Raw genomic sequence first — 24,827 nt, 5'->3', positions numbered from 1 at the left:
TTGACATAGAACCATAAAAACACCTCCCAAAAATTCGTCCTTTGTCCGGACTATTTTTGGGAGGTGCTTTCTTTTTTATCTATTCCCCTAAATCAACATTGTGGTAAACTTTTTGAACGTCTTCCAAATCTTCTAAAACATCAATCATTTTTTCAAATTTTTCTAAATCGTCGCCAGTTAATGTTACATCATTTTGTGCGACCATTTCCAATTCAGTGACAGAAAATTCTTCGATCCCTTTTTCCTTTAATGCTTCTTGGATCGTATGCAGGTCTTCTGGCTCTCCATACACAATGACTTGATCATCTTCTTGAACAACATCACGCACATCAATATCTTTTTCCATTAAATATTCTAAAATATCATCTGCATCCGATCCTTCAAATCCAATAATTGCTGTATTATCGAACATATACGAAACGGCACCGCTGACACCCATATTCCCACCATTTTTACCAAATGCAGCACGTACATCTGCTGCTGTACGGTTCACATTATTTGTCAGAGCATCTGCAATGACCATTGAACCATTCGGCCCAAAACCTTCATAACGCAATTCTGAATACTGCTCATCCCCTGACCCCTTTGCTTTTTCAATCGCTCGATCAATAATGTGCTTTGGTACATTGTATGTTTTAGCTCGTTCGATGACAAACCGTAATTTTTGATTTGCATGGGGATCAGGATCACCTGATTTTGCTGCGACATAGATTTCAATACCAAATTTTGCATAAACGCGACTGTTATTTGCATCTTTGGCAGCTTTTTTTTCTTTAATATTTGCCCATTTACGGCCCATATTCTCACTTCGCTTTCTTATTTTTATAATAATAACCTTTTCCATTATACTTGTAGTAGTGGCTTTTGTTAAGCATTTTTTATTCGTATTGGAAAACGTCCAGAACTCTGTTCCAGAATCCTCGAGTTTCCCAATTGGTAGACACGATCGCTCTTCAAGCCTGTATCAAGGTAACTACTCATTTTTTTTGAGTTTTTTGTCAAAATCGGCAAGCTGGCCGTTTCTTTTTGTTCTTTCAAATACTTCTGGCCCATTTCAGACATTCCTAAAATACGTAAACTACTATTCTTCCAGCCTAATTCAATCTCTTGTTCCGAAATATTCATTAATGTGTAGGTAGCTAAGCGTTGCAGTCGGGTCCACGTATACCGCTTCGTCTTGACTAATTCTATGAAATGAGTGAAGCTTTCTGCCTTCAACGCCATTTCTTTCACTCTATACTCGATACCCTCATTCATCTGATAAATACCACGTAGCTCTTCCTCTGAACTGGCTATCAAGCGGTATTTCAGCAATGGCCAATAATTTTCCCAAGAAACCAATGGTCCTGTCTTCAAATCTCTATAAGTATTTTCTGGAAGTACGGATTCCAACTCTTGCCAGGTTTGGTTAAAAGCACCGACTCTTACTGCCGTAGCACTTGCAAACTGCTGATGGATTATTTCTTCATTGTACTGAGTGATTTTTCGCTTTAAAGGTAACAACTTCATCGGGTGAGTGTACTTTGCATTCTCTTTTGCATAGCTCAAGCCCAAAACATGGTTGGGCGAAGCAAAATCTAGATGCAGCTCTGGATAAAGTCTTTGGAAGACATGAGTCATCTGCTGTGGGTAGCTCAGGTGCTTTTCACCTAGCTCTTTATATGTTTTTTCAATCAATTCTTTATTTTCAACTGCAAATCGACCAAACGCTTCATAATCAATTGGTTTATCACTGTCCGTACCAAAGCACAGCGCATCACAATTCAACGCCTGCAGGAGTTTTACCCCTCCTCGAGCAAAATAATCAGCCGACTGAACCGCCCACACAAAAGGAAGCTCGACAACCAAGTCTACACCATTCTCCAAGGCTTCTTTAGCACGTGTCCATTTATCCAAAATTGAAGGTTCTCCTCGTTGCAGAAAGTTGCCGCTCATTACCGCAATAACTACATCTGCATCGGATAACTCGCGTGCATTCTGTACATGATATGCATGTCCGCTATGAAAAGGATTGTACTCTACTATGATGCCACAAGCGTTCATCTCTTCTTCACATCGCTTTCCAGTTAGAATCATTAAAACGCTGAGAGCCGTCTACTAATCTCGTACGTCTCTCAGCGTTCATTTCTTATGTCTTTGCTTACTTCTGACAGACAAAGAACCAGCGTGCGCTCTCTTCTTTGGGCTGCTCATCTGTAAAATCGGCATAGACTTCAACATCCATGAAGCCGCTGCTTTCCAGCATCATCAAATACGTTTCTAAGGTATACGTACGTTCTTTATGCAGCTCATCCTTACGAATAAAAATTGTTGACTCTTCTTCCCGTTTTACAAAGAAAGTCAGGAAGTGCTCGATACTATGTGTTTTTTCTCCTACATAGCTATCCCAAAGAAAAGCGAACTCTTCCGTCTGATAATGATAGCTGTAGTCCGGAAAAACCGTATCAATCTGATGAACGGAGTGAACATCAAAAATGAATGTCCCCTCTTCCTCCAACGCCTGATACACCTCATCAAACACCTGTTGAACATCACGGCGATTCTCCATGTAACACAGAGAATCAGAGAAACAGGTAATCGCCTCATATTGTCCAACCTCTGAAAGCTCAAGCATATCACCTTGGACAAACTGGATATCGACCTCTTTCTCTACAGCACGTTTGCTGGCAATAGCTAACATTTCCTCTGATAAATCCAAAGCAGTTACTTCATAACCGGCCTTGGCAAAATCAACAGCTAAACGCCCTGTCCCACAAGCAAGCTCAAGAATTCTTTTTGTTTGACTTGGTAAATGTCTTTTGGAAAAGTCCAGCCATTGTTCATACAGCGTTTCATCCATGACTTCATCATAGACAAACGCAAATGTTTTGTACGTCATTTTAATCTACCCATTGTTGGATATTTACAAGTGGTGCATCTGCCCAAAGCTTTTCAAGGTTATAAAATGTACGTTCAGAAGCCTGAAAAACATGTGCGATGACATCCCCAAGATCAATTAGGACCCACTTGCCTCCATCTTTTCCTTCAACGCGTTTCACTTCAACACCTGCTTGTTCTTCTTGATCGAGAATCTCTTCCACGATTGCATTGATCTGTCTGTCACTGTTTGCCTGACAAATCATAAAGTAATCGGCTAAAAGAGAGATTCCCTGAACCTCAAGTGCAACAATATCTTCTGCTCTTTTTGAATCAGCTGCTTTTACAGCGATTTCTAAAATTTTCTGACTATCGATGATAGTTCCCTCCTATTAATTGTTCACGACCCAACGATTATACGTTTCAATCGTTTTAGGGTATATTTTTTGTTCTTGATCGATTAAATGTTGTAAGGTGTGCTTGGTTTCATAAGCAACAGCTTCATCCAAATCAATCAACGCTAGTTCTCTAGCCTCTTTAACTCCCGGAAAATTCCTATTTGGTTCAATATAATCTGCAACATAGATGATTTTATCCAATAAAGACATATCTGCTGCCCCCGTCGTATGCAGGCGAATCGCTGTCAATATCTCTTCATCGTCAATCCCCAATTCTCGCTGCACCATATCGGCACCTACCAATCCATGCCAGATAGCATTGCCATAATCCAACAACTCAGGGTTATAGCCATCCCGCTCGATGATCAAACGAAATTCATCATCCGGGCGTTCTTTTGCATAATCATGCGTTAACGCGGCAATACTGGCCTTTTCTTTAGAACAGTCGTATTTAGCTGCTAAAGCGACTGCCGCTTCCTCCACACCAAGGACATGGATAAAGCGACGTTCACTCATCTGCATCTGAACCTTCTGCATCAATTCTTCCCGTTTGAACGGTGTATAATCTCCGCTAAATTCCATCTATATACAGTCCCTTCTCGTAGATATAGTTTATCACATTATCTGGGAGAAGGTAGCGGATGGAGCAGTTATTTTGGATTTTTTCCCGTATCATACTGGAGCTGATATCCATTTGCGGTGTATCGACCCAGATGATAGGGTACGGTGTTTCTATGCCATAATTAGGACGGCGTGTACCAACAAAACTCACCATATGGATCAGTTCATCGATGTTATACCATTTAGGTAAATACTCTACCATATCACCGCCGATAATAAAATAGTAATCCGTATCAGGATTGTTTTGAATCAATGCCTTCATCGTATCGTACGTATAACTCTTCCCTTTTCGTATCAACTCGATCGGCTCTATAGCCAAATTAGGATTGTCTTCAACCGCCAGTTCTAACATCGCAAGTCGATGCTCACTGTCGATCGTTTTCTTTTCATCTACGTGGGGCGGCAAGTACGATGGCATCAAATAGACCTTATCCAAACCTAGTTGTTGATGTACTTGTTCTGCAATGACTAAATGTGTTAAATGTACTGGATTAAAGTTTCCACCTAGTAGTCCTACCTGTTTGCGCTTTTGAAAAAGCTGTAGTTCTTCCTTAACAATTGTTTGAGTTCCTCTTATCGCACTGGCTGTTGCCTTCATCGATTGATTCCTCCAATACTTTGCTAAATTGCTTTGACCTCTTTAGAATATTTCTGATACTTCTCTTTTGAAGAAGGTTTGAACAAGACTAATACTCGCCCGATAACTTGAACAACGTTACAGCCTGTTTTTCTCTCAATAACAACAGCAACATCTTCTGCCACTTCTTCTGTATTTTGTAACAAGCTGACCTTGATCAACTCACGTTTTTCCAGTGCCTCGTTGACTTGAACAATCATTTCGTCATTCAGTCCACCTTTTCCGATTTGAAAAATCGGCTGTAAATGATGCGCTTGACTTCTTAAATAGCGCTTCTGCTTTCCTCTTAATTCCACAAAAATCCTTCTCTCTATCTATTATATCAATGCTTTTCTTCTTAGAACTTCAACACCTTTTGGCGCCCATCCTGCAACAACACATGGTTCCTGTACAGTGATCCAGCCTAAACCGGCAAAAACGATATCTGTTTTTTCTTTCACCGAAAACTCAAAGCGTACAAGTTCCGGAAAATCATCTGTTTCATCTGGTCTTGGCGGCTGTAACAATCCTCCAACATGCTTCTCATAAAATTGATCTGCATTCACCAGCTTCGTGCGATGAATCATCAAATCATTCGAGGCATAGGCGATAAATGAGCTGCGCTTGCCTTGAATAAAATCAAAACGTGCCAAGCCACCCAAGAACAGTGTCTGTTCCGGATTCAACTGATACACTTTTGGCTTGATTTCTTTTTGGGGTGCAATCAACTTCAAATCCTTCTTACCAAGATAATGAGCCATCTGATGACGATGGATGATTCCCGGTGTATCGATTAGAAAATGACCATCATCTAGAGGAATTTCTATTTTATCCAAAGTTGTTCCCGGGAATTGAGATGTGGTAATCAGATCCTTCACCCCAGCTGTATTTTTGATGATTTGATTGATCAATGTTGATTTTCCAACATTCGTTACACCAACGACATAAACATCGCGACCCTCACGGTATTTTTCAATTGTCGCAAGCAGCTCATCCATCTCATGCGGTTTCTTCGCACTGGTCAATAGAACCTCCAACGGTCGCAAGCCTTGCTCATGCGCTCGTTCTTTCATCCATTGGATCAGCTTCCCTTTCTTCAGGGATTTCGGTAGGATGTCTTTCTTGTTCCCTACAAGCAATACTGGATTGTCTCCGATAAATCGATGCAGCCCTGGGATTAGAGAGCCGTTAAAATCAAATATATCTACAACATTCACAATTAGCGCATCTTCACGACCAAGCTCGTTCAAAAGACGTAAAAAGTCATCATCGGTCAAATGTACATCTTGAATGTCATTATAGTGTCTCAAACGGAAACAACGTTGACAATACATTTCTCCTGTTTCCATCCCTTTGTCAAACGCTGCTTGAGGCGTATAGCCAAGTTCATTCGGTCTTTCTGTCTGGATTTCTGCACCACAACCGATACAGTGAACTGATTCACTCATTCTAATCCGCCTTTCCATTTCATCTCAGGGTGTTTCTTTGCTAAATGCTTCATGATTATTCGTTCAAAAAAACGATTGATTCGCGTGTTCCAACCATCTGTATCTACGATTGGACGAACCAAAATATTTCGGATACCTGCAGCATTCGCCCCACGGATGTCTGTCATGATCTGATCACCAACCATAACCATTTCTTCCGGCTTTAGGTTCAGCTTTTTCTGTGCTTCCTTGAAGCCCTTTGTCAAAGGCTTCATCGCTCTTGCTACATAATCCAGCTCGAAAACTTCTACAGCTCGTTTGATTCGACTATCTTTGTTATTTGAAACAACGATTACAGGTAGTCCTGCATTCCTCATTTCTTCGATCCATACTAATAATTCTTCTGTGCCATCTGGATTATTCCAAGCGATCAATGTATTATCCAAATCAGTAAGTACTGCTTTGATTCCCAGTTCACGTAACTGCGCTGGCGTAACTTTATAAATCGCATCGACCATCCAAGTTGGTTTAAAATTTGAAAACATGGTGACTCCTCTCGTCTATGTACATAAAATTTCGCCCAGTACCACAAAACAAGTGCTAAAGTAAGCAAACGGCTATGTCAGATAAACTAGCTTTTTAAAAGTAATTCACCCCATCAGCTCGTTTTCATTACAGGCGAATAAACGGTCGGGACAGAAGCAGCTCTTTCGAAACTCAGTCGAACTATCTCAAAAGTGGTAAACCAATTTTCGGATAATTTTTCCAATTTCGAAGAGCTTGACACTTCTGTCCCGACCTCTTCTGTAGTATTATACTGTATTTCAGCAGAAATTTCTATAAATGCTGTTGATAAGTTCCTGTCTGTACTAGAATTGGTTTCTTACAGCACCTTGCTTAGAAAATCAGCCGTCCGATTATTTTCAGGTCGATCAAATACCTGTTCAGGACAGCCTTTCTCAGCAATCATTCCCTCATCCATAAATAAAATCGTATCTCCTACTTCTCTCGCAAATCCCATCTCATGGGTAACGATCACCATCGTCATCCCTTCATCAACTAATTCCTTCATGACACTCAATACCTCACCAACCATCTCAGGATCTAAGGCAGAAGTTGGCTCATCAAAAAGCATGATATCCGGCTCCATTGCCAGCGCTCGAGCAATCGCGATTCTTTGTTGCTGTCCTCCTGATAGAGACTGTGGATAGTCTGTAGCTTTTTCTTCCAGACCAACCTTTTTTAATAGCTGCCATGCAACCTGTTCTGCGGCTTCTTTTGTCATTTTTTTGACTTTCATTGGTGACAAAATCAGGTTTTCCATGACCGTCATATTTGGAAACAAGTTGAACTGCTGGAACACCATCCCCATTTTTTCTCTCATTTTGAAGATATCATTTTTTTTATCTGTAATATCTGTACCTTCAAAGAAAATTTGACCAGAAGTTGGTACTTCAAGAAGATTCAAACACCGTAAAAATGTGCTCTTTCCTGAACCGGAAGGACCAATGATAACCGTCACTTCTCCTTTTTGTATTTGATAGTCAATGTCCTTTAATACTTGAACCTCACCAAAGTCTTTATATAAGTGCTGAATATCGATAATTACCTCTTCCATATGCTCTCTCCTATCGATGGTATCCTTTTCCTAATTTCTTCTCAAATACCGCCAATAATCTGGAGGTCAAAAATGTCATAACAAAGTAAATCAGCGCGGCCATGTAATAGGGTTCTAACGGAATATAGGTACTCGAAATCACCGTTTGAGCGCTACTTAACAATTCATTGATTCCAATAATCGATAATAGAGAAGAATCTTTGATCAATATAATGAACTCATTCCCCAAAGCCGGCAGAATATTACGCAGTGCCTGGGGTAAAATGACATACCTCATCGCCTGTATCGGACGCAACCCAAGTGAGTGAGCTGCTTCTGTCTGACCATAGTTGACAGCAGTGATTCCTGCCCGAACTATTTCAGCAACATAAGCTCCAGAGTTCAAAGACAATACAATCATTCCCGGAACGAGACGTCCCATATCGATTGTCAAGATACCTATTGGAATATTGACCGATGGAAAAAGATTTTGAAGTAAACCAAACCCGATCAGCACTTGAATCAACATCGGTGTGCCACGAAATGTCTCAATATAAATATTTGCCAGCCAACGCAATGGCGAGATTTTTGAAAGCTTCAGTAAAGCGATCAGTACACCTAATAGAGTACCGAAGAATACTGTAACGAGTGAGATAATAACTGTTACACCAGCTCCGGAAATAAAGTATTGACTATACGTTTCTAAAAAAGAGAAATTCATGTGCTGACCCCCAACTTATTCTTCTGTATTTTTATCTGCTAAGGCCATAGCATCTGTTACATACTGATCGATCGAACCGTCTTCAACCATTTCTTGCAAAATACTGTCGATTTCCTTTTTCAAGTCATCTTGACCTTTTGGTAAAGCAATAGCAAAAGCTTCATCTTCGTTTGATGTTAGCTCGATATCTGCAATCATCAAATCCGGATTCTGGCTAAGATAAGATTCTGCAATCGTTTCTTCAAGAACTAATGCATCAATTGAGCCTTGATTCAGTTCTACAATCAAATTGGGTACACGTGGAATCGATACTTTCTGTGAATCGGGTAACTGATCTTCCACAACACCTTCTTGGATCGATCCTTTTTGTGCACCAACTTTTTTCCCATTCAATGCTTCGATTGATGTATAGCTATCTTTGTTCTTTTTATTGATAACTATTTTTTGCGGTGGATTGTAATAAGGAGTAGAAAAATCAAATGATTTTTTACGTTCTGCAGTAGCAGAAATTCCTGAAACAGCGATATCGACTTTATTCTGTTGCAAGGCAACGAGAACTGCATCAAATTGCATATCCATAAATTCTACTTCAACACCCAATTTTTCTCCAATAGCCTTGACCATATCAATATCAGAGCCAACGATCGTATCTTTTCCATCTACTAAAGTCTTAAATTCAAATGGTGCAAAATCGGCTGATGTCCCGACCACCAGCTTTCCTTTTTCCTTAATTGCGTCTAATGCACTCTCTGTTTTTGCAGCGCTCGAATCTTTCGTGTCACTATTTCCTCCACAAGCCGCTAAAACGACTAGTGACAATACTGCTGCGATAACTAGCTTCATTTTTTTCATATAATTGTATCCCTTCTATTTTTTATTAAAGTCATTCATACTTCTTAAGTGTTCTTATCATAACATACCAAAAATGAAAAATCATCCATTTTTATCAATTTAATGAAATTTTATGCATAAAAAACACGAAAAATCGGTTTATACGTTCTTTTTATGCAAAAAAAGAGGAACTCAAGCTTTTCTTGGATTCCTCTTTATAAGATAATTGCAGTTTCTATTCTGCGTATTAAAATTTTCTAAATCGCTGGTAACGATTCTCTATTAATTCTTCTTTTGATAGCGCAGATAATTCTGTCAATTTTCCAATCAACGCTTTTTGGATCATTCGATTGATTTTGACTTGTTCCAACGCCTCACCATTTACCTCTTCCGGAATAATGCGATCAATGACCGTTAGCTCTTTCAGCTCCTTCGCTGTGATTTTCATCAACTCAGCAGCTTCCTTTGCTCGACTGCCATCTTTCCATAAAATCGATGCAAAGCCTTCGGGAGATAAAATGGCATAGATTGTATGTTCCAACATCCACACCTCATCAGCAAGTGCTAGTGCTAACGCTCCACCACTACCACCCTCGCCGATGATAATCGAAATAATCGGTACATTCAAATCTGACATTTCTACTAAATTTTTGGCAATCGCTTCGCCTTCGCCACGTTCTTCAGCACCAATACCACAGTATGCTCCGGCAGTATTGATAAACGTGATCACCGGACGATTGAACTTTTCTGCCTGCTTCATCAAGCGTAATGCTTTACGATATCCTTCAGGATGCGGAGCGCCAAAATTACGTTCAATATTCTCAGGAAGATTTCGCCCCTTTTGAATACCAACAATAGTCACTGGCTTACCAGCTAAAGTTGCAATCCCACCAACAATTGCCAGATCATCGCCAAAATAACGATCACCATGAAATTCAACGAAATCATCAAAAACACTATCAATATATTCCAATGAAGTAAAGCGATCCTGCGATCTGGCAAGCGTGACGATATCATTTGCTGTTTTTTCCATCACTATGACCAACCTTCCATTGTATGTATCTTAAGTATAGTTTCCAACGATTCCTTCAGCTGGTTTCTAGGTACAATTTTATCCACAAAACCATGACTTAGTAAAAACTCAGCCTTCTGAAAATCTTCTGGCAATTCCTGTCTGATGGTTTGTTCGATAACTCTTCTTCCAGCAAATCCAATCAAGCTTTGCGGTTCAGCTAAAATAATATCTCCGTCCATTGCAAAGCTAGCCGTCACTCCTCCCGTTGTGGGGTCGGTCAAAACAGTAACATAAAGCAAGCCGGCATTACTATGTCGTTTTAAAGCAGCAGAAATTTTTGCCATTTGCATCAATGACATGATTCCTTCCTGCATACGCGCGCCACCAGAAGCTGTAAAAATGACTACTGGTAATTTTTCTTTCAAAGCACGTTCAAACAGCCGCGTAATTTTTTCACCAACTACCGTGCCCATACTGCCCATGATGAAGTTTGCATCCATCACACCAATAGCTATTGACATTCCACCGACCATCGCTCGACCTGTCAATACCGCTTCATGAAGAGCTGTCTTTTTTTGCATGGCTTTTATCTTTTCAGCATAATCTGGAAAATCTAATGGGTCTTCGGTCTCTATATCTGTATCCCACTCAGAGAAACTTTTTTCATCCACAATAAGAGCCAGACGTTCCCAGGCATTGATCCTAAAGCTATAGCCGCAATATGGACAAGTCTTTTCCGGTCCCATGTCTTTTGTATAAAGGGTCTGCTTACAGCTAGGACATTTTGCCCACATATTATCTGGAACAGCAGGCTTTTTATTATCAGAATGAGCATCACGATTCGGATTGATACGAATGTAGTTTTTCTTTTTGAATAAAGCCATGTCTATACTCCTTTTTCTTACTGAGAAAAGTTAACAGGTAACTGTCAACTTTCTTCTTTTTAGAGGTCCGTTAGCTATTGCTCTAGATGGTCCTAGTCAAGAGCAATAGTACTCCTTTGGTTTTTTGTGGAAAAGGATCAGGTCTCTGTTCCTTTTCTCCATTCTAGAGGTCCGTTAGCTATTGCTCTAGATGGTCTTGCACCAGAGCAATAGTACTTCTTTTTTCCTCTTTTATCATTATCTTACTGCCTACTTACTGTTTTATTAGTCAGATTCAGGTTCCCAGGTTGGCAAGAATGTCTCCTGTAAGAAGCTTGTATCATAGTCTCCAGCAAGTACACTCTCATGAGTGATTAAATCCAGTTGAAATTCTGCGTTCGTCATTAACCCATCTGTAACAATTTCGCTTAATGCTCGCTGCATTTTCATAAACGCATCAAATCTATTCTCACCATGAACAATAACCTTTGCAATCATTGAATCATAGTACGGAGGGATTTTATAGCCATTATACATGGCACTATCGACCCGTAACCCCATACCACCACTTGGCAGTAAAAGATTTTCAATCGTTCCCGGTGCCGGTGCAAAATTGAAGGCGGGATTTTCAGCATTGATCCGACACTCAATAGCATGACCCGAGATTGTTACATCTTTTTGCTTGATCTTCAACTCTTCACCAGCTGCAATCCTGATCTGTGCCTTTACTAAATCGATCCCTGTAACCATCTCAGTTACCGGATGCTCAACTTGAATTCGTGTATTCATTTCCATAAAGTAAAAGTCTCCGGAAGTATCCATTAAAAACTCAATTGTACCCGCATTTTGATAGCCAACAGCTTTGGCTGCTCGAACAGCAGTTTCTCCAAGTAATGCGCGTTTTTCATCTGAAATAACTACTGAAGGGGATTCTTCCATCACTTTCTGATTATTTCTCTGTAATGAGCAGTCACGTTCTCCCAGATGAATCACATGACCAAAATGATCACCCAATATTTGTACTTCAATATGGCGAGCTGGGTAAATGATTTTCTCTATATACATATCTCCATTATTGAATGCTGCTTTTGCTTCCTGTTGGGCAGAATCAAATTGCGCAGGTAATTCGTCTTTACTCATAACTTTACGAATCCCTTTACCTCCACCACCAGCTGCTGCTTTCAACATAACTGGATAGCCGATTTTTTCTGCCACGGCCAGTGCTTCCTCAACTGTAGCAAGGACACCCTCACTTCCTGGAATAACAGGAACCTTTGCTTCAATCATTAACTTCCGTGCATTGATTTTATTCCCCATTGCATCGATCGTTTCTGATTTTGGTCCGATAAATGTCAGGTTACACTCTTCACACATAGAAGCAAACTGGCTGTTTTCTGATAAGAACCCAAAACCTGGATGAATCGCCTCTGCATTAGTCACGATAGCTGCACTCAATACACGTTGCACATTCAAATAGGATTCTGTTGCTTTCGCCGGTCCGATACAGATTGCTTCATCTGCCAGTTGTGCATGCATGGCTTCACGATCTGCCTCTGAATAAACAGCAACCGTACGAATGCCTAACTCTCTACACGCTCTAATAATACGTACGGCAATTTCACCGCGGTTGGCAATTAAAATTTTTGAGAACATACTCATCTATCCAATCATAAAAGTTATTTCTGCTTCTGCAACTTTCTTACCGTTTACTTTTGCAATCCCCTTGCCTGTTCCGGCAACTGATTTTACCTTTAGAATTTCCACTTCTAAAGTCAGCGTATCTCCGGGAACGACCTTCTGTCTGAAACGCACTTTATCCATAGCACCAAAATAGGCTGTTTTCCCTTTAAAATTCGGCATGGAAAGCAACGCAACTGCCCCTGCCTGAGCTAAAGCCTCGATAATCAGTACTCCCGGCATTACAGGCTCTCCTGGAAAATGTCCTTGAAAGAACGGCTCATTTATTGTTACGTTTTTCTTTGCAATAACTTTTTCGCCTACGATTATTTCTTCCACTCTGTCTAGAAGTAGGAATGGATACCTATGTGGGATGATTTCCATGATTTCTTGAACATTCATCGCTTATTCTCCTTTAGCCACACGGAATAATGGTTGATTATATTCCACTATGGCTTCATTTTCAACTAAAATCTCTGTAATCGTTCCATCAACTGTAGAGGTGATTTCATTCATTAACTTCATCGCTTCAACAATACAAACGACTTCGCCTTTCTTCACTTTATCTCCTACAGACTTGAACATTGATTTGTCCGGTGCCGGTTGTAAATAGACAACACCAACAAGTGGTGAAGTAATTTCTTCTCCCTCAGTTGCTGCCTGACGTGGCGCTTCTGCAGGTCTGGCTGAAATAACTGGTTCAGCTTCCACAATCACCGCTTTTTCTGACACTTTTTCTGTTTCTGACTGTGCTTGAACAGTTCGCTGAGAGACATTATTTTTATTCATATAAAGTTCAAATGAACCTTCTCTTAAATCAAACTCAGTCAAACTAGAGTGATCAAATTTTTCTAAAAGTTCCTTTACTTCATTGATATCCATTATTACTAATCCTCCCAACGTTTCAGACAGATAACTGCATTATGTCCGCCGAAACCTAATGAATTGCTTAAAGCGTAGTCAAATGAATGTGGCTGACTTGTGTTAGCTACAACATTGACGGTCACCTCTTCATCCATATTTTGTAAATTGATTGTTGGTGGAATAAATTGATGTTGTAAAGCATTCAACGTAGCAATCCCCTCGATTCCACCAGCTGCACCCAATAAATGTCCAGTCATACTCTTTGTACTGCTGACACGGATTTCCTTGGCAGCCTCACCCATAGCCAACTCAATTGCTTTGGATTCTGCACTGTCATTTGTTGGTGTACTCGTACCATGAGCATTAATGTACCCTACCTGTTCAGCTGTAATTCCCGCTTCTTCTATTGCCAGCTTCATCGCTTTCGCTGCTCCACTGCCGTCTGGTGTTGGAGAGGTCATATGATATGCATCACAGTTCGAACCATAGCCCACGATTTCGCCCAAGATAGTCGCACCACGTTCTTGTGCATGTTCTAAAGACTCAAGGACAAATACACCCGCTCCTTCTCCCATCACAAATCCATTACGATCTTTGTCAAAAGGAATCGATGCTCTATTTTCATCAGTTGCATGAGAAAGTGCTGTCAAAGAAGAAAAACCAGAAATTCCGATTTCGGTAATTGATGCCTCTGTACCTCCAGCCATGATCACATCAGAGTAGCCATGTTTGATGTTACGAAATGCCTCACCAATGGAGTTTGTTGCACTAGCGCATGCCGTAACAATTGATGTACAAATTCCTTTAGCTCCGATACGTAAAGCAATATTTCCTGCAGCCATATTCGCAATAGACATTGGAATAAACAGAGGACTCACTCTTTGAGGTCCTTTATCGTGCATACGGATAACCTGATCTTGAATCGTTTGAAGTCCACCAATACCAGAACCTACCATGACACCAAAACGGTTCACATCGATTTTTTCTTTATCCAGACCACTCATTTCCATTGCTTCGATTGCAGCATAAATACCATACAGTGAAAACAGATCCATCCGTTTCGCATCTTTTTTTACAAAATATTTATCAAAAGGAAATTCCTTAACTTCTGCTGCCAATGCCACACCCGTTTCTGTTGCATCAAACTTTGTGATTGGCCCAATCCCATTCTTTCCTTCTTTTAGACTTTCCAAAAAGGTTTGCGCATCATTTCCAATCGGAGATGTTACACCATAACCTGTGATTACTACTCGATTCATTTGATTTTTCCTCCCAACCGGTTCGTTTATCCTTGCATAACTAAGCCGCCATCAACATTTAGCACTTGTCCAGTAATGTATGGACTTTCAGCTAAAAATACTGCTGCTTTAGCAACATCCTCTGTCTGTCCATATTTTTTCAATGGAATTTGTTCATTCATTTTTTTCTTGATTTCATCAGAAAGGATCGCTGTCATTTCTGTTTCAATAAACCCAGGAGCAATCGCATTACAAGTAATCCCTCTTGCAGCAACTTCTCTAGCTACTGATTTTGTAAAACCGACAACGCCCGCTTTACTTGCTGAGTAATTCGCCTGACCCACATTTCCCATCAAACCAACTACACTGGTCATGTTAATGATACGTCCGCTACGTTGTTTCATCATGCGTTTTACTGCATGTTGCGTCATATTGAACGTTCCAGTCAGGTTGATATCGATACATTTTGAAAAATCTTCTCCTGACATTCTCAACAAAAGCTTGTCATTCGTGATCCCAGCATTATTAATCAAGATATCAACACTGCCCAACTGCTCCACAGCCTGTTCAATCATCTTTCCAGCTGCTTCATAATCTGAGATATCCCCCGAAATACCAACACAAGAAACTCCATTACTCTTTATTTCATTAATCAGCTCTTCGGGTATTTCACCACGGCCATTTAAAACAATATTTGCACCTTCTTGAGCAAAGGTATGTGCGATCGCTTTGCCAATTCCTCGGCTACTGCCTGTAACAAATACGTTCTTTCCTTTTAAATCCATTCTCTATCCCTCGCTTAAAAGTGTTAAGGTTTCTGCCAACGTCGCGCTATCTTCCACACGAGCTGTTGAAATCTCTTTATCGATTTTTTTTATAAAACCAGTTAAAGTCTTACCCGGTCCTACTTCAATGATTCTACCTACACCTAATTGCTTCATATTTTCGACACTATCTGCAAAGCGAACAGCTTTCATAACCTGTTGTGTCAGTAATGCTCTGATTTCATTCGCCGGCATAACCTCTGCAGTCGTATTGCTAATAACTGGGATCTTCGGTTCTTTAAAGTCAATCGATTGTAGCTCCTTCGCCAATTGATCTGAAGCTGGCTTCAGCAATGCAGTATGAAAGGGACCACTGACATTCAGAGGCATCATCCGTTTCACGCCTTGTTCTTTTAATAGAGAAACTGCTTGATCAACTGCCACCGTCTCCCCACCAATAACGATTTGTTGTGGTGTATTATAATTTGCAGGTGAGACAATTCCTAAAGCTGAAGCTTTCTCACAGCATTCCTCAATTAACGAACGATCAGCATTCATGATAGCCACCATTTTTCCAGTTCCAGCCGGCGCTGCCTCAGTCATGAATTTCCCTCGTTTAGCAACCAATGCCACGGCATCCTTGAAAGAGATTGCTTCACTCGCCACCAAAGCGCTATACTCACCTAAACTTAGCCCGGCAGTGATATTTGGTGTATATCCTTGCTCTTTTAAAAGACGATTGAATGCTGTACTAACCGTTAAAATCGCCGGTTGTGTGTACATCGTTTGATTCAGCTGTTCGTTTTCAGTAAAACAGAGCTCAGCCATATCATATCCAAGTACCTCACTTGCTTCTGAAAAAGTTTCTCTAACTAGCTTTTCCTGCTCATAAAGCTCTTTTCCCATACCGACATATTGAGCACCCTGCCCACTAAATACAAAAGCTGTTTTCATTGAATAACCGACTCTCCTTTAATTGGTTGACGAAACTTGCCAAGTAATTGTCAACTTTCTTTATTCTTGTGGTCCGATGGCCATTGCTTCTAGATGTGCCTACAAAAGAGCAATGGCTCTCCTTTAGTTTGTTGTAGAAATTAGTCAGATAACTGACCAATTTCTTTATTTTCGCGGTCCGATGGCCATTTCCCTAGCATTCTTGATAAAAGGGAAATGGCTCTCCTTAAAATTGTTGATTAAACTAGTTAGTTTACTAACTGGTTTCTTCTTTTTGCTGGTCCGATAGCTATAAAAGAGTAATAGTTCTTATGCTACACCAGATAACAAGGATAATTTTTTTCTCTTCTCTTTGTTGTTGCTATTAATCTTGTCTTCAGCTGAATCTCTGTGTCTGCGAATGAATAACTTCTTTCGTTTCCAACATCAATGATTCAATAATCTCTTTTGCTGTCTCTTCTTTTTTGATCATTCCAGCAATTTGACCGGCCATAACAGAACCATGATCCATATCACCTTCAACTACAGCCTTTCTTAGTGCTCCATGACCTAATTCGTCAAATTTCTGCGTATCAGGAGTTTCATTTTTAAGCTCTTGCTTTTCAAGCTGATCATATTCTCTTGTCAATTTATTTTTCAAGGCTCGCACAGGATGCCCAAAATGTTGACAGGTCACAACTGTATCAATATCTCTGGCCTTGATAATTTTTTGTTTATAATTTTCATGTACTGTACATTCGTTGGCTACAAGAAAGCGGGTTCCAATCTGCACGCCTTCAGCACCAAGCATCAGTGCTGCTGCCATTCCACGACCGTCACCAATTCCCCCAGCGGCAATTACAGGGATAGAGAGCGCATCAACGATTTGAGGAACCAGACTCATTGTTGTCAGCTTTCCAATGTGACCTCCTGCTTCCATTCCTTCTACAACCACTGCATCTGCCCCAATTTTTTCCATCCGTGTACCAAGAGCTACTGACGGAACCACTGGGATAACCTTGATTCCATGTTCTTTGAATCGCTCCATATGTTTGCTGGGATTTCCAGCTCCTGTAGTAACTACTGGAACTTTTTCCTCACAAACTAAATCAACGATATCTTCAGCAAACGGAGACAGTAGCATAATATTTACTCCAAACGGCTTATTCGTTATTGCTTTGATTTTTCTGATTTCTGCTTGTACAATTTCTTTCGGTGCGTTTCCACCTGCAATGATCCCTAGCCCACCAGCTTCTGAAACTGCGCCTGCTAGTGTTGCATCAGCGATCCATGCCATGCCCCCCTGAAAAATTGGGTATTTTATATTTAGTAATTCACATATTTTTGATTGCATAAATTAATACATCCTTTAATAGTCTAAAAATAATTGCTGTAATTAAGTAATAAAATTGAGTATGTATAGCTAATAAAATTTTAGCCTTCAGTATAAATAAATAATGGGACAAGAGCACTCTCTTCCAAGTGAACAAGGAAAACATACAAAATCGTTCACACTTGATTTTTACACAGCAGTTTTTACAGACTCAAAAACATCCTGTGCCATTCCTGCCAGAACTCATGCAGTATCAACCAAGCGCAGTGAACATTGCTTCCTTATTTGCTTGAAGCTGAACACTCTTGCCCCAACCTTATGATCAGCTACCGCTTTTATTTAATGACGATTAGCTGTTTTTTTGTTTTTCTACATATGTTACTAAATCTTGAACAGTTACAATGCCTTCTTCTGATTCGATTTTTACATCAAAAGCATCTTCGATTTCATTGATAATTTGGAATAAGTCCAAGCTGTCAGCATCCAATTCTTCTTGAATATTTGTTTCCAATTTTACCTCTTCAGGCTCTTTTCCTAATTCTTCTACAATAATTGCTTGAATTTTTTCAAATATCATGTGTATATTCCTCCAAAAATTTAATTTTTTAATTTATATGTGAACAGAATTTAGAGCGTCAGGAGCATTGTGCCCCAAGTTAAACCGCCGCCAAAACCTGTTAACATCACGCGTTGTTGTGTACCTAATGTCAATGTTCCCGCTTCAACTGCCTCATCCAATAAAATGGGAATACTGGCAGCCGATGTGTTTCCATATTTCTCCATACTGGTTAAGAATTTTTCTCTAGGCAGTTTCAGTTTTCGCGCCATTTTATCAATCATTCTTATGTTCGCCTGATGGAGTAGAAAATAATCCACATCATGCTCACTTTTGTCCAATACTTCCCGAATATCCTTCGCAACATCACTCATTGCAAAATCAAAAATAGCCCGACCATTCATTTCCAACCAATTACTCTGTTCCTCTTTTTTTTCATAAAAAGGACTATTATTTTGGATAAACCCTGAGGTTAGCGAACCTCCTCGACTACCATCAGAATGAAGGCTTTCAGCCAAAATATGTTGTGTTTCATTGGCTTCCAATACAACACCGGCTGCACCATCTCCAAAGAGTACTGCAGTACTTCGATCATCCCAATCAAGGGTTTTAGATAATGTTTCACCACCGATAATGATTCCTTTGTTGTATCCACTCCGAATCATTTTCTCCCCGATACTCAAGGCGTAAACAAACCCGGAGCAAGCAGCACTTATATCAAAAGCAAAAGCATTTATCGCCTTGATTCCAGCTTGAACTTGACACGCAACTGATGGCATTTGATAGTCCGGAGTAATTGTTGCCACGATAATAAAATCGATAGTCTCAGGAGTCAGCTTTGATTTTTCTAATAAATTGAGCGCAGCCTTTGTACATAAATCAGATGTATTTTCATCTGTCACAACATGACGAGAACGAATACCTGTCCTGCTGTTTATCCATTCGTCCGAGGTATCCATGAATTGACTAAGCGCATCATTTGTTACCTGCTTCTTAGGAATGTATTTACCCGTGCAAGTTATTTTTCCGTATTGACTCATTTGTTCCTCCTGTACACTCGCCTATTCTTACTTATATTCCTGTAAGAAGTCATGAAGATTCTTTAGCGCTTTTAGCAACGCACGCTCTTCTTCCGGCTCCATACCATTCAAAATATTTTTGACCATATCACGATGAAAATGCTGATGAACACGATAAAGCAACTTTCCTTTTTTCGTCAACCCCAACTTCACAACACGGCGATCATCCTCACTTCGAATACGTTCAACATAGTCCTTTTTCACAAGATTATTGATCGCCACGGTCAATGTTCCGACAGTGATCGCAAGTTCTTTGGCTACTTCCGAAGAAGTTTTTCTTTTATACATGCCAATAGCTTCAATCGTATGCATTTCTGTGATTGATAAGTCCTTAAACTTTGATTTTTTTAATTCTGACTCTTCAATCGTCAAGATATCGTTGAAGACACTAACAAGATAATCATTTATCGTTTCTAAATCTGGTTTCATCATGCACACCATCCGTAATTACTTTGATAATCAAAAGATTTGACAATCAAACTATATATCATTCATTTGATAATTGCAAGGAATTTTTTATTTTTTACTCTTTTCTTTAGTAAAAACCAATCAAATCAACAGATTCTTATTAACAAACAATCTTACTAAAATTATGAAAAGTAAGAAAAGGTTTGACAATTCAGTCAGAACTGTCTATAGTAAATTTAGTTTGATATTCAAACTATTTACTTATAAAATACATGAATATAAGGAGCATAAACATGACTTTAAAACCATTAGTGATAGATAAACTTGTCGCGAAAATCCCTGTAATACAAGGCGGGATGGGGATCGGTGTGAGTCTGGCTAACCTAGCAGGTGCTGTAGCCAGAGAAGGAGGGATCGGCATTCTTTCCACCGCACAAATCGGCTATCAAGAAGAAATGTTTGAAAAATCTCCGCTAAGAGCAAATATGGATGCTATAAAAAAGCAATTTGATAAGGCCAAAGAAATCGCAAAAGGCGGGATAGTTGGTTTCAATATCATGGCAGCAACGTTCCAATATGAACGCTATGTAAAACGCTGTGTAGAGGTTGGTGCCGATGTTATTATTTGCGGTGCCGGACTTCCTGTCAATCTTCCAGAACTAGTCGAAGGAAGCCAAACAAAAATCGCACCTATTGTTTCCTCGAATAAAGCAGCGAAAGTCCTACTTGGTTTGTGGAAGAAACGCTACAACAAAACAGCAGATTTCGTTGTTGTAGAAGGACCTAAAGCTGGTGGTCATTTAGGCTTCAAAGCAGATTCAATGGAAGAAAGCATTGAACATATGGATGCTGAATTGAAAGAGATCATTGCAACTGTCAACGCGTTTGGAGAAGAATTCAACCAAGATATTCCAGTTATATTTGCCGGTGGTGTCTACACTCGTTCCGATATCGATTATTACTTAAGCTTGGGCTGCTCTGGTGTCCAAATGGCCACTCGCTTTGTCGTTACAGAAGAATGCGATGCACCTGATTCTTATAAACAATCCTATATTGATGCAAAAGAAGAAGACATTGCGATCATTAAAAGTCCTGTAGGAATGCCTGGTCGTGCAATCAAGAATCAGTTTACAGAACGAATCAAACATGAAACGATTCCTATTGAAAAATGTCGCAACTGTCTCTCTTATAAGCACTGTGATCGTAAAACGATACCTTACTGCATTTCAGAAACCTTGTTGAATGCAGTGACTAAAGATCCAAATCACGCTTTAGTGTTTGCTGGCTCAAATGCTTATCGCATTACTGAAAAAACAACGGTTCAAAAAATATTTGAAGAATTAATGCAGAAAAAGTAAAAAAAAGACGGCGGAGACAAATGTCTCCGCTGTCTTTTCTTACTCTAAACCCAGATAAATAGTGAAGTCGATTTCCTAACTTCAGCTTTTTAAGTCGTGAGCAATACAAGTGTCCATCCTGAGATTATTGGATCAAGTCATAGATCTCCATTGCTACAATATCGATATTATCAAATTGATAGCTTTGCTGACTATCCGCTTCAGTCAGTTCAAAAGTATCAGTCGTTTTATCATAATTTACTAGGCATTTTTCAACACCCTCACGTTCAAAACGACGAACTTGTATTTCGTTATCGCTTGCTTCTGTCATTGCTTCAAGTCTTTTGATGATCGCGACTAACTGTGATTGCTTCATAACTTGACCTCCCTTTGCGAACTAAGTTTCATTCCTGTACCATTGTAACAAAACATTACCTCTCTTGCATGATTTTTCGTAAATTTTTTTCACTTTTTTGCCGTTCCTTAATAAAAATTTAGCTGCTTATCCTTCAGCGCCCCACCAAAGCTTGATCAACGCTTGAGTCCCATCATTTTCAAACCCTTTTTCGGCTAACTTACTATACAATTCTTCCGCCAATCTTGTAGCTGGAAGATCGATTTCCATCGTTCTTGCTTCATCCAATGCAATTTTTAAATCTTTAATAAAGTGCTTCACGAAAAAACCAGGTGAATAATCTGCCTTCAATATTCTTGGCCCATAATTATTCATTGACCAATTCGATGCGCTTCCCCCACCCAATGTTTCAATCACTTTTTCTAATTTCAATCCAGCCTTCTCCGCATAGACCAACATTTCTGTCATCCCAGTCATTGTACCTGCGATCATGATTTGATTAGCCATCTTCGTGTGCTGCCCTTTTCCAGCAGTACCATGTAGATTAAACGTTTTTCCAAATGTTTTAAAAATTGGAACAACTTTTTCGTAGGCTTCTTCATTTCCTCCAACCATAATCGTCAGTGTTCCGTTTTTTGCACCAAGATCTCCTCCCGAAACAGGAGCATCCAACGCTGAGGCGCCCTGTTTTTCAGCCTGTTCAGCAAGCCTTACAGCCAATGATGGCGTACTTGTCGTCAAGTCTACAAGAATTTTCCCAGTAATATCCGCTTTAAATATCCCGTCCTCACCAAAGTAAACCTTGTCCACATCTTGAGGAAAACCAACCATGGTAAAAATAATCTCACTAGCAGTGGCAACTTCTTGCGGTGTATCTTTCCAGACTGCTCCTTTGTGAACTAACTCATCTGTTTTACTCTTTGTCCGATTATAGACAGCCACATTCAATCCATTTTTCATCATGTTTTCTACAATCGAATGACCCATTACACCAATTCCAATAAAGCCAATAGTTTTCATAGCTGCATCCCTCTCACTAAAAAATAAAAAAACCTTTGTTTATAGTATAAACTACAAACAAAGGTTTTAACATTTTTATTGTTTTCTCAAAGAAATAAATTTTACTTTTATTTTTTCAATGGAAACAAAGCTCTCTTTTTCAGCAAGAACAGTCTCCTCGTAATATCTCAATGTATCATTATAAAAATCGATCATTCGTTCACCAAAATAAGTCGAAGAAATCTCATATAGTTTTTTACTGATAATATGTTGATCTGTTGGATTCTTCTCATTCACATAATCAATAAATGCTTGAGCAAAATCTTCATCCTTTTCAAAGGTTATCCCTAAAGAGCGATGATCCAATAAATCATTTAAATAGTCATTTCCCTCGACAACACATGGAAGGCCTGCCGCAATGGCTTCTGTATAAGTCAATCCCTGTGTTTCGGAGGTTGAAGCACTCACAAAATAATCAGCTGCCTTATAATAGATTGCTACTTCATCATTTGGAACTTCTCCTGTAAAAATTACCCGATCTTGAATTCCAAGCTCTGCAGCCAGATTTTTCAGTCCATCTGCATATGGACCATTACCGACAATCAGTAAGCGTGCTTTTGGAAACTCCTTAAACACATCTGACATCCCATTAAGAATTGCCTGAATATTTTTTTCAAACGATATTCGACTAAGTGAAAGCAATGTAAGGTTATCATCCGTTAGCCCTAAATCTTTCCTTAACGCTTTGACCATATCTTCCGTTATATCCGGTCGATCAAATTTATCAATATCAATCCCAGTAGGTATCACTCGCATGGGTATCTTTATTCCATATTCTTGAAGCTTGTTGATTACTCTCTTACTTGGGCAGACTACTCCAGTTGTATGGTTCGTGAAAGCTTTAGAAAAGTACTTCACATGCGTCGGACGAAGTACCTTCCCCTTCGCAATATAATGAAGATATTCCTCATACATCGTATGATAGGTATGGATCACAGGTATCTTCAACTTCTTTGCTACCATTTTTCCTAGCATTCCAGCGCCAAACTCTGTATGTGTATGAATCAGATCCAAGTCCAATTCTTTCGCAATCAAATACGCATACCACATTCCTCGAACTACAATTCGCCGTTCTTTAAATGATACCAAAGGTACGCTAGGCATTCTGATTACATCTTCTTCAAATGCAGAAGCATTCGGATCTGTGGTCGTAAAGATGTAGACCTCATGCCCATTATGCTCCAGTTCTTCTTTCAACGTTTGTATAGATGTTGCAACCCCACTAATTTGGGGAAAATAAGTATCCGTGAAAAATCCTACTTTCACTGTTTTTCCCTCCATCAAAATCCATTACTGTGATGTATAACCGTTTTACTTTCATTTTTACTTTCACTTTTCAATACTTTCTCATATATCTTTTTCAGCTCATCACCGATACGTTCAATACTTTTCTCTTCAGCAGTTAAGTAGCCCTGTTTTTTTGTAGATGGTAATTCCTCATTAAGAATTTGCTGAATCAAGCGCTCAAACTCTTCTTGTGAATTTCCCATATAACAATTAATATTTTCTTCCAACCAACCATTGTAGACTGGAATATCTCGAACAAGAATTTGTTGATGGCTAGCTAAAGCTTCCAAAATGACAATCCCTTCTGTCTCTTCATGAGATGGAAAGAAAAATAAATCAGCGCCCGAATAAGCTCCTTCTATAATATCACCTTTAATGTATCCTGGAAACTCTACATTTGCAGGATGATCTTCCTTTACAATATCTCGAATATTTTTAGGAATAGAATACATTGGTGTATGTCCAAACCAGATAAAACGATATTGAGGTAAGTTCTCTGCGATTTTAACAAAATCAGTGATTCCTTTTCGTTCAAAATATAGCCCAACGCAGATAATCACTTTTTCATTCTCTTTGATATCAAAATATTCTTTAAATGCTTGTTCCTTTTCAGCTGATGGTTCAAAGCGATGCAAATCAATACCATTTGAAATAGCTGAGATAGGTACTGTTATACCATATCCTTCAAGAAGCTCTTTTGAATATTGTGTTGGTGTGACGATATAGTCAGCCTTTTTATAAAGGCTCACTAAATATTTTTTTACTAAAGGAGAGATGGTATTAGAACCAATAAATGAATTTCTGAAATCTTCTTCAGTAGAATGTGCATGATAAATTACTTTCTTTCCAAGTTTCCGTGCTTTGCTTACCATTCCATGACTATGTATTCCATATGTATTGATATGTAAAATATCATAATCCGTACATTCCGGATCTAAAGTGTACTCAATCCCTGCTTTAGAAAGTGCACGTTTTTGGTGATCTAACGCTCT

At 39.4% G+C, this 24,827-nt stretch carries 29 protein-coding genes (1 of these 29 cut by a window edge); 1 reads left to right on the top strand and 28 read right to left on the bottom strand.

Annotation, left to right across the window (positions count from 1 at the left end):
• Positions 1 to 79 precede the first annotated feature (79 nt).
• The 24 genes from A5888_RS18350 to A5888_RS18235 form a co-directional block, all read right to left on the bottom strand.
• Positions 80 to 799: a YebC/PmpR family DNA-binding transcriptional regulator gene (locus A5888_RS18350; protein WP_086351075.1), complete on the bottom strand. Its 720-nt coding sequence runs from the start codon at positions 797 to 799 to the stop codon at positions 80 to 82.
• Between the two features lie 68 nt (positions 800 to 867).
• Positions 868 to 2,043 carry a nucleotidyltransferase gene (locus A5888_RS18345; protein ID WP_086351098.1) on the bottom strand — a complete coding sequence of 392 codons (1,176 nt, stop codon included), beginning with the start codon at positions 2,041 to 2,043 and terminating at the stop codon, positions 868 to 870.
• A gap of 97 nt (positions 2,044 to 2,140) precedes the next feature.
• Entirely contained in the window at positions 2,141 to 2,878 is a 738-nt protein-coding gene (locus tag A5888_RS18340; protein ID WP_086351074.1) for a class I SAM-dependent DNA methyltransferase, read from the bottom strand.
• 1 nt (position 2,879) lies between these two features.
• Positions 2,880 to 3,218 (bottom strand): ribosome silencing factor, encoded by a 339-nt coding sequence (gene rsfS / locus A5888_RS18335; protein ID WP_086351073.1) that lies wholly within the window; start codon positions 3,216 to 3,218, stop codon positions 2,880 to 2,882.
• 30 nt (positions 3,219 to 3,248) lie between these two features.
• Positions 3,249 to 3,836 (bottom strand): bis(5'-nucleosyl)-tetraphosphatase (symmetrical) YqeK, encoded by a 588-nt coding sequence (gene yqeK / locus A5888_RS18330; RefSeq protein WP_086351072.1) that lies wholly within the window; start codon positions 3,834 to 3,836, stop codon positions 3,249 to 3,251.
• On the bottom strand, positions 3,826 to 4,473 hold the full coding sequence (locus A5888_RS18325; RefSeq protein ID WP_086351071.1) for a nicotinate-nucleotide adenylyltransferase: 648 nt from the start codon (positions 4,471 to 4,473) through the stop codon (positions 3,826 to 3,828). The genes yqeK and A5888_RS18325 overlap by 11 nt, the downstream gene beginning before the upstream one ends.
• Positions 4,474 to 4,496: 23 nt before the next feature.
• The gene (gene yhbY / locus A5888_RS18320; RefSeq protein ID WP_086351070.1) at positions 4,497 to 4,808 is read right to left on the bottom strand and encodes a ribosome assembly RNA-binding protein YhbY; all 312 of its coding nucleotides are present in this window, start codon (positions 4,806 to 4,808) and stop codon (positions 4,497 to 4,499) included.
• Between the two features lie 21 nt (positions 4,809 to 4,829).
• Positions 4,830 to 5,939 carry a ribosome biogenesis GTPase YqeH gene (yqeH, locus tag A5888_RS18315; RefSeq protein WP_086351069.1) on the bottom strand — a complete coding sequence of 370 codons (1,110 nt, stop codon included), beginning with the start codon at positions 5,937 to 5,939 and terminating at the stop codon, positions 4,830 to 4,832.
• Complete coding sequence (locus A5888_RS18310) at positions 5,936 to 6,463, bottom strand: YqeG family HAD IIIA-type phosphatase (protein ID WP_086351068.1); 528 nt, start codon at positions 6,461 to 6,463, stop codon at positions 5,936 to 5,938. The genes yqeH and A5888_RS18310 overlap by 4 nt, the downstream gene beginning before the upstream one ends.
• 338 nt (positions 6,464 to 6,801) lie before the next feature.
• On the bottom strand, positions 6,802 to 7,536 hold the full coding sequence (locus A5888_RS18305; protein ID WP_086351067.1) for an amino acid ABC transporter ATP-binding protein: 735 nt from the start codon (positions 7,534 to 7,536) through the stop codon (positions 6,802 to 6,804).
• 10 nt (positions 7,537 to 7,546) lie between these two features.
• On the bottom strand, positions 7,547 to 8,236 hold the full coding sequence (locus A5888_RS18300) for an amino acid ABC transporter permease (RefSeq protein WP_086351066.1): 690 nt from the start codon (positions 8,234 to 8,236) through the stop codon (positions 7,547 to 7,549).
• Between the two features lie 15 nt (positions 8,237 to 8,251).
• On the bottom strand, positions 8,252 to 9,088 hold the full coding sequence (locus A5888_RS18295; RefSeq protein ID WP_086351065.1) for a transporter substrate-binding domain-containing protein: 837 nt from the start codon (positions 9,086 to 9,088) through the stop codon (positions 8,252 to 8,254).
• A gap of 226 nt (positions 9,089 to 9,314) precedes the next feature.
• Complete coding sequence (locus A5888_RS18290) at positions 9,315 to 10,100, bottom strand: acetyl-CoA carboxylase carboxyl transferase subunit alpha (RefSeq protein ID WP_170924916.1); 786 nt, start codon at positions 10,098 to 10,100, stop codon at positions 9,315 to 9,317.
• A 2-nt stretch (positions 10,101 to 10,102) separates the two neighbouring features.
• A complete protein-coding gene (gene accD, locus A5888_RS18285) occupies positions 10,103 to 10,966 on the bottom strand; it encodes an acetyl-CoA carboxylase, carboxyltransferase subunit beta (protein ID WP_086351162.1) in 864 nt (287 codons plus the stop codon).
• 264 nt (positions 10,967 to 11,230) lie between these two features.
• Positions 11,231 to 12,598, bottom strand: a complete 1,368-nt coding sequence (locus A5888_RS18280) for an acetyl-CoA carboxylase biotin carboxylase subunit (protein WP_086351163.1) — start codon at positions 12,596 to 12,598, stop codon at positions 11,231 to 11,233.
• A gap of 6 nt (positions 12,599 to 12,604) precedes the next feature.
• Complete coding sequence (gene fabZ, locus A5888_RS18275; protein ID WP_086351164.1) at positions 12,605 to 13,024, bottom strand: 3-hydroxyacyl-ACP dehydratase FabZ; 420 nt, start codon at positions 13,022 to 13,024, stop codon at positions 12,605 to 12,607.
• A gap of 3 nt (positions 13,025 to 13,027) precedes the next feature.
• Complete coding sequence (gene accB, locus A5888_RS18270; protein ID WP_339101767.1) at positions 13,028 to 13,504, bottom strand: acetyl-CoA carboxylase biotin carboxyl carrier protein; 477 nt, start codon at positions 13,502 to 13,504, stop codon at positions 13,028 to 13,030.
• Positions 13,505 to 13,509: 5 nt separating this feature from the next.
• Positions 13,510 to 14,745 carry a beta-ketoacyl-ACP synthase II gene (fabF, locus tag A5888_RS18265; RefSeq protein WP_086351064.1) on the bottom strand — a complete coding sequence of 412 codons (1,236 nt, stop codon included), beginning with the start codon at positions 14,743 to 14,745 and terminating at the stop codon, positions 13,510 to 13,512.
• A 26-nt stretch (positions 14,746 to 14,771) separates the two neighbouring features.
• On the bottom strand, positions 14,772 to 15,509 hold the full coding sequence (fabG, locus tag A5888_RS18260) for a 3-oxoacyl-[acyl-carrier-protein] reductase (RefSeq protein ID WP_086351063.1): 738 nt from the start codon (positions 15,507 to 15,509) through the stop codon (positions 14,772 to 14,774).
• A gap of 3 nt (positions 15,510 to 15,512) precedes the next feature.
• Entirely contained in the window at positions 15,513 to 16,442 is a 930-nt protein-coding gene (gene fabD, locus A5888_RS18255; protein WP_086351062.1) for an ACP S-malonyltransferase, read from the bottom strand.
• Between the two features lie 376 nt (positions 16,443 to 16,818).
• Positions 16,819 to 17,775, bottom strand: coding sequence for an enoyl-[acyl-carrier-protein] reductase FabK (fabK, locus tag A5888_RS18250; protein WP_086351061.1), 957 nt, complete (start codon positions 17,773 to 17,775; stop codon positions 16,819 to 16,821).
• Positions 17,776 to 18,103: 328 nt separating this feature from the next.
• Positions 18,104 to 18,331 (bottom strand): acyl carrier protein, encoded by a 228-nt coding sequence (locus tag A5888_RS18245; RefSeq protein ID WP_086351060.1) that lies wholly within the window; start codon positions 18,329 to 18,331, stop codon positions 18,104 to 18,106.
• 50 nt (positions 18,332 to 18,381) lie between these two features.
• On the bottom strand, positions 18,382 to 19,350 hold the full coding sequence (locus A5888_RS18240) for a beta-ketoacyl-ACP synthase III (protein ID WP_086351059.1): 969 nt from the start codon (positions 19,348 to 19,350) through the stop codon (positions 18,382 to 18,384).
• Between the two features lie 27 nt (positions 19,351 to 19,377).
• A complete protein-coding gene (locus A5888_RS18235) occupies positions 19,378 to 19,818 on the bottom strand; it encodes a MarR family winged helix-turn-helix transcriptional regulator (protein WP_170924913.1) in 441 nt (146 codons plus the stop codon).
• Between the two features lie 272 nt (positions 19,819 to 20,090).
• On the opposite strand from A5888_RS18235, the gene A5888_RS18230 reads away from it, so the two are divergent.
• Positions 20,091 to 21,155: an NAD(P)H-dependent flavin oxidoreductase gene (locus A5888_RS18230; RefSeq protein WP_086351057.1), complete on the top strand. Its 1,065-nt coding sequence runs from the start codon at positions 20,091 to 20,093 to the stop codon at positions 21,153 to 21,155.
• A 124-nt stretch (positions 21,156 to 21,279) separates the two neighbouring features.
• Here A5888_RS18230 and A5888_RS18225 read toward each other — a convergent pair whose 3' ends face one another.
• The 4 genes from A5888_RS18225 to A5888_RS18210 all read right to left on the bottom strand — a co-directional run.
• Positions 21,280 to 21,510, bottom strand: coding sequence for a YkuJ family protein (locus A5888_RS18225; RefSeq protein ID WP_086351056.1), 231 nt, complete (start codon positions 21,508 to 21,510; stop codon positions 21,280 to 21,282).
• Between the two features lie 126 nt (positions 21,511 to 21,636).
• Positions 21,637 to 22,509: an NAD(P)-dependent oxidoreductase gene (locus A5888_RS18220; RefSeq protein WP_086351055.1), complete on the bottom strand. Its 873-nt coding sequence runs from the start codon at positions 22,507 to 22,509 to the stop codon at positions 21,637 to 21,639.
• 75 nt (positions 22,510 to 22,584) lie between these two features.
• The gene (locus A5888_RS18215) at positions 22,585 to 23,814 is read right to left on the bottom strand and encodes a glycosyltransferase family 4 protein (RefSeq protein WP_212647235.1); all 1,230 of its coding nucleotides are present in this window, start codon (positions 23,812 to 23,814) and stop codon (positions 22,585 to 22,587) included.
• Positions 23,815 to 23,828: 14 nt separating this feature from the next.
• A protein-coding gene (locus A5888_RS18210) for a glycosyltransferase (protein WP_086351053.1) crosses the window boundary here: on the bottom strand, positions 23,829 to 24,827 show its 3' portion. It continues 57 nt past the right edge of the window; 999 of the gene's 1,056 nt are visible here — the last part of the coding sequence; the start codon falls outside the window, past its right edge — the gene reads right to left on this strand; the stop codon is at positions 23,829 to 23,831.

It is taken from the genome of Enterococcus sp. 9E7_DIV0242 (assembly GCF_002140975.2).
GTDB classification, from domain to species: Bacteria; Bacillota; Bacilli; order Lactobacillales; family Enterococcaceae; genus Enterococcus_L; species Enterococcus_L clewellii.
Note: the sequence above shows the minus strand (reverse complement) of the source record. Positions and strands in the feature narration are given on the sequence as shown.

Excerpts from the sequence above, each read along its gene's own strand:
- fabZ (WP_086351164.1), bottom strand. The coding sequence starts at position 13,024 with ATGAATGTTCAAGAAATCATGGAAATCATCCCACATAGGTATCCATTC.
- A5888_RS18305 (WP_086351067.1), bottom strand. The coding sequence starts at position 7,536 with ATGGAAGAGGTAATTATCGATATTCAGCACTTATATAAAGACTTTGGT.
- accB (WP_339101767.1), bottom strand. The coding sequence starts at position 13,504 with ATGGATATCAATGAAGTAAAGGAACTTTTAGAAAAATTTGATCACTCT.
- A5888_RS18345 (WP_086351098.1), bottom strand. The coding sequence starts at position 2,043 with ATGAACGCTTGTGGCATCATAGTAGAGTACAATCCTTTTCATAGCGGA.
- fabF (WP_086351064.1), bottom strand. The coding sequence starts at position 14,745 with ATGAATCGAGTAGTAATCACAGGTTATGGTGTAACATCTCCGATTGGA.
- yqeH (WP_086351069.1), bottom strand. The coding sequence starts at position 5,939 with ATGAGTGAATCAGTTCACTGTATCGGTTGTGGTGCAGAAATCCAGACA.
- A5888_RS18340 (WP_086351074.1), bottom strand. The coding sequence starts at position 2,878 with ATGACGTACAAAACATTTGCGTTTGTCTATGATGAAGTCATGGATGAA.
- A5888_RS18230 (WP_086351057.1), top strand. The coding sequence starts at position 20,091 with ATGACTTTAAAACCATTAGTGATAGATAAACTTGTCGCGAAAATCCCT.
- A5888_RS18235 (WP_170924913.1), bottom strand. The coding sequence starts at position 19,818 with ATGAAACCAGATTTAGAAACGATAAATGATTATCTTGTTAGTGTCTTC.
- fabK (WP_086351061.1), bottom strand. The coding sequence starts at position 17,775 with ATGCAATCAAAAATATGTGAATTACTAAATATAAAATACCCAATTTTT.
- A5888_RS18225 (WP_086351056.1), bottom strand. The coding sequence starts at position 21,510 with ATGAAGCAATCACAGTTAGTCGCGATCATCAAAAGACTTGAAGCAATG.
- A5888_RS18290 (WP_170924916.1), bottom strand. The coding sequence starts at position 10,100 with ATGGAAAAAACAGCAAATGATATCGTCACGCTTGCCAGATCGCAGGAT.
- A5888_RS18220 (WP_086351055.1), bottom strand. The coding sequence starts at position 22,509 with ATGAAAACTATTGGCTTTATTGGAATTGGTGTAATGGGTCATTCGATT.
- fabD (WP_086351062.1), bottom strand. The coding sequence starts at position 16,442 with ATGAAAACAGCTTTTGTATTTAGTGGGCAGGGTGCTCAATATGTCGGT.
- A5888_RS18240 (WP_086351059.1), bottom strand. The coding sequence starts at position 19,350 with ATGAGTCAATACGGAAAAATAACTTGCACGGGTAAATACATTCCTAAG.
- A5888_RS18350 (WP_086351075.1), bottom strand. The coding sequence starts at position 799 with ATGGGCCGTAAATGGGCAAATATTAAAGAAAAAAAAGCTGCCAAAGAT.
- A5888_RS18300 (WP_086351066.1), bottom strand. The coding sequence starts at position 8,236 with ATGAATTTCTCTTTTTTAGAAACGTATAGTCAATACTTTATTTCCGGA.
- A5888_RS18245 (WP_086351060.1), bottom strand. The coding sequence starts at position 18,331 with ATGATATTTGAAAAAATTCAAGCAATTATTGTAGAAGAATTAGGAAAA.
- yqeK (WP_086351072.1), bottom strand. The coding sequence starts at position 3,836 with ATGGAATTTAGCGGAGATTATACACCGTTCAAACGGGAAGAATTGATG.
- A5888_RS18295 (WP_086351065.1), bottom strand. The coding sequence starts at position 9,088 with ATGAAAAAAATGAAGCTAGTTATCGCAGCAGTATTGTCACTAGTCGTT.
- fabG (WP_086351063.1), bottom strand. The coding sequence starts at position 15,509 with ATGGATTTAAAAGGAAAGAACGTATTTGTTACAGGCAGTAGCCGAGGA.
- A5888_RS18280 (WP_086351163.1), bottom strand. The coding sequence starts at position 12,598 with ATGTTCTCAAAAATTTTAATTGCCAACCGCGGTGAAATTGCCGTACGT.
- A5888_RS18310 (WP_086351068.1), bottom strand. The coding sequence starts at position 6,463 with ATGTTTTCAAATTTTAAACCAACTTGGATGGTCGATGCGATTTATAAA.
- accD (WP_086351162.1), bottom strand. The coding sequence starts at position 10,966 with ATGGCTTTATTCAAAAAGAAAAACTACATTCGTATCAATCCGAATCGT.
- A5888_RS18325 (WP_086351071.1), bottom strand. The coding sequence starts at position 4,473 with ATGAAGGCAACAGCCAGTGCGATAAGAGGAACTCAAACAATTGTTAAG.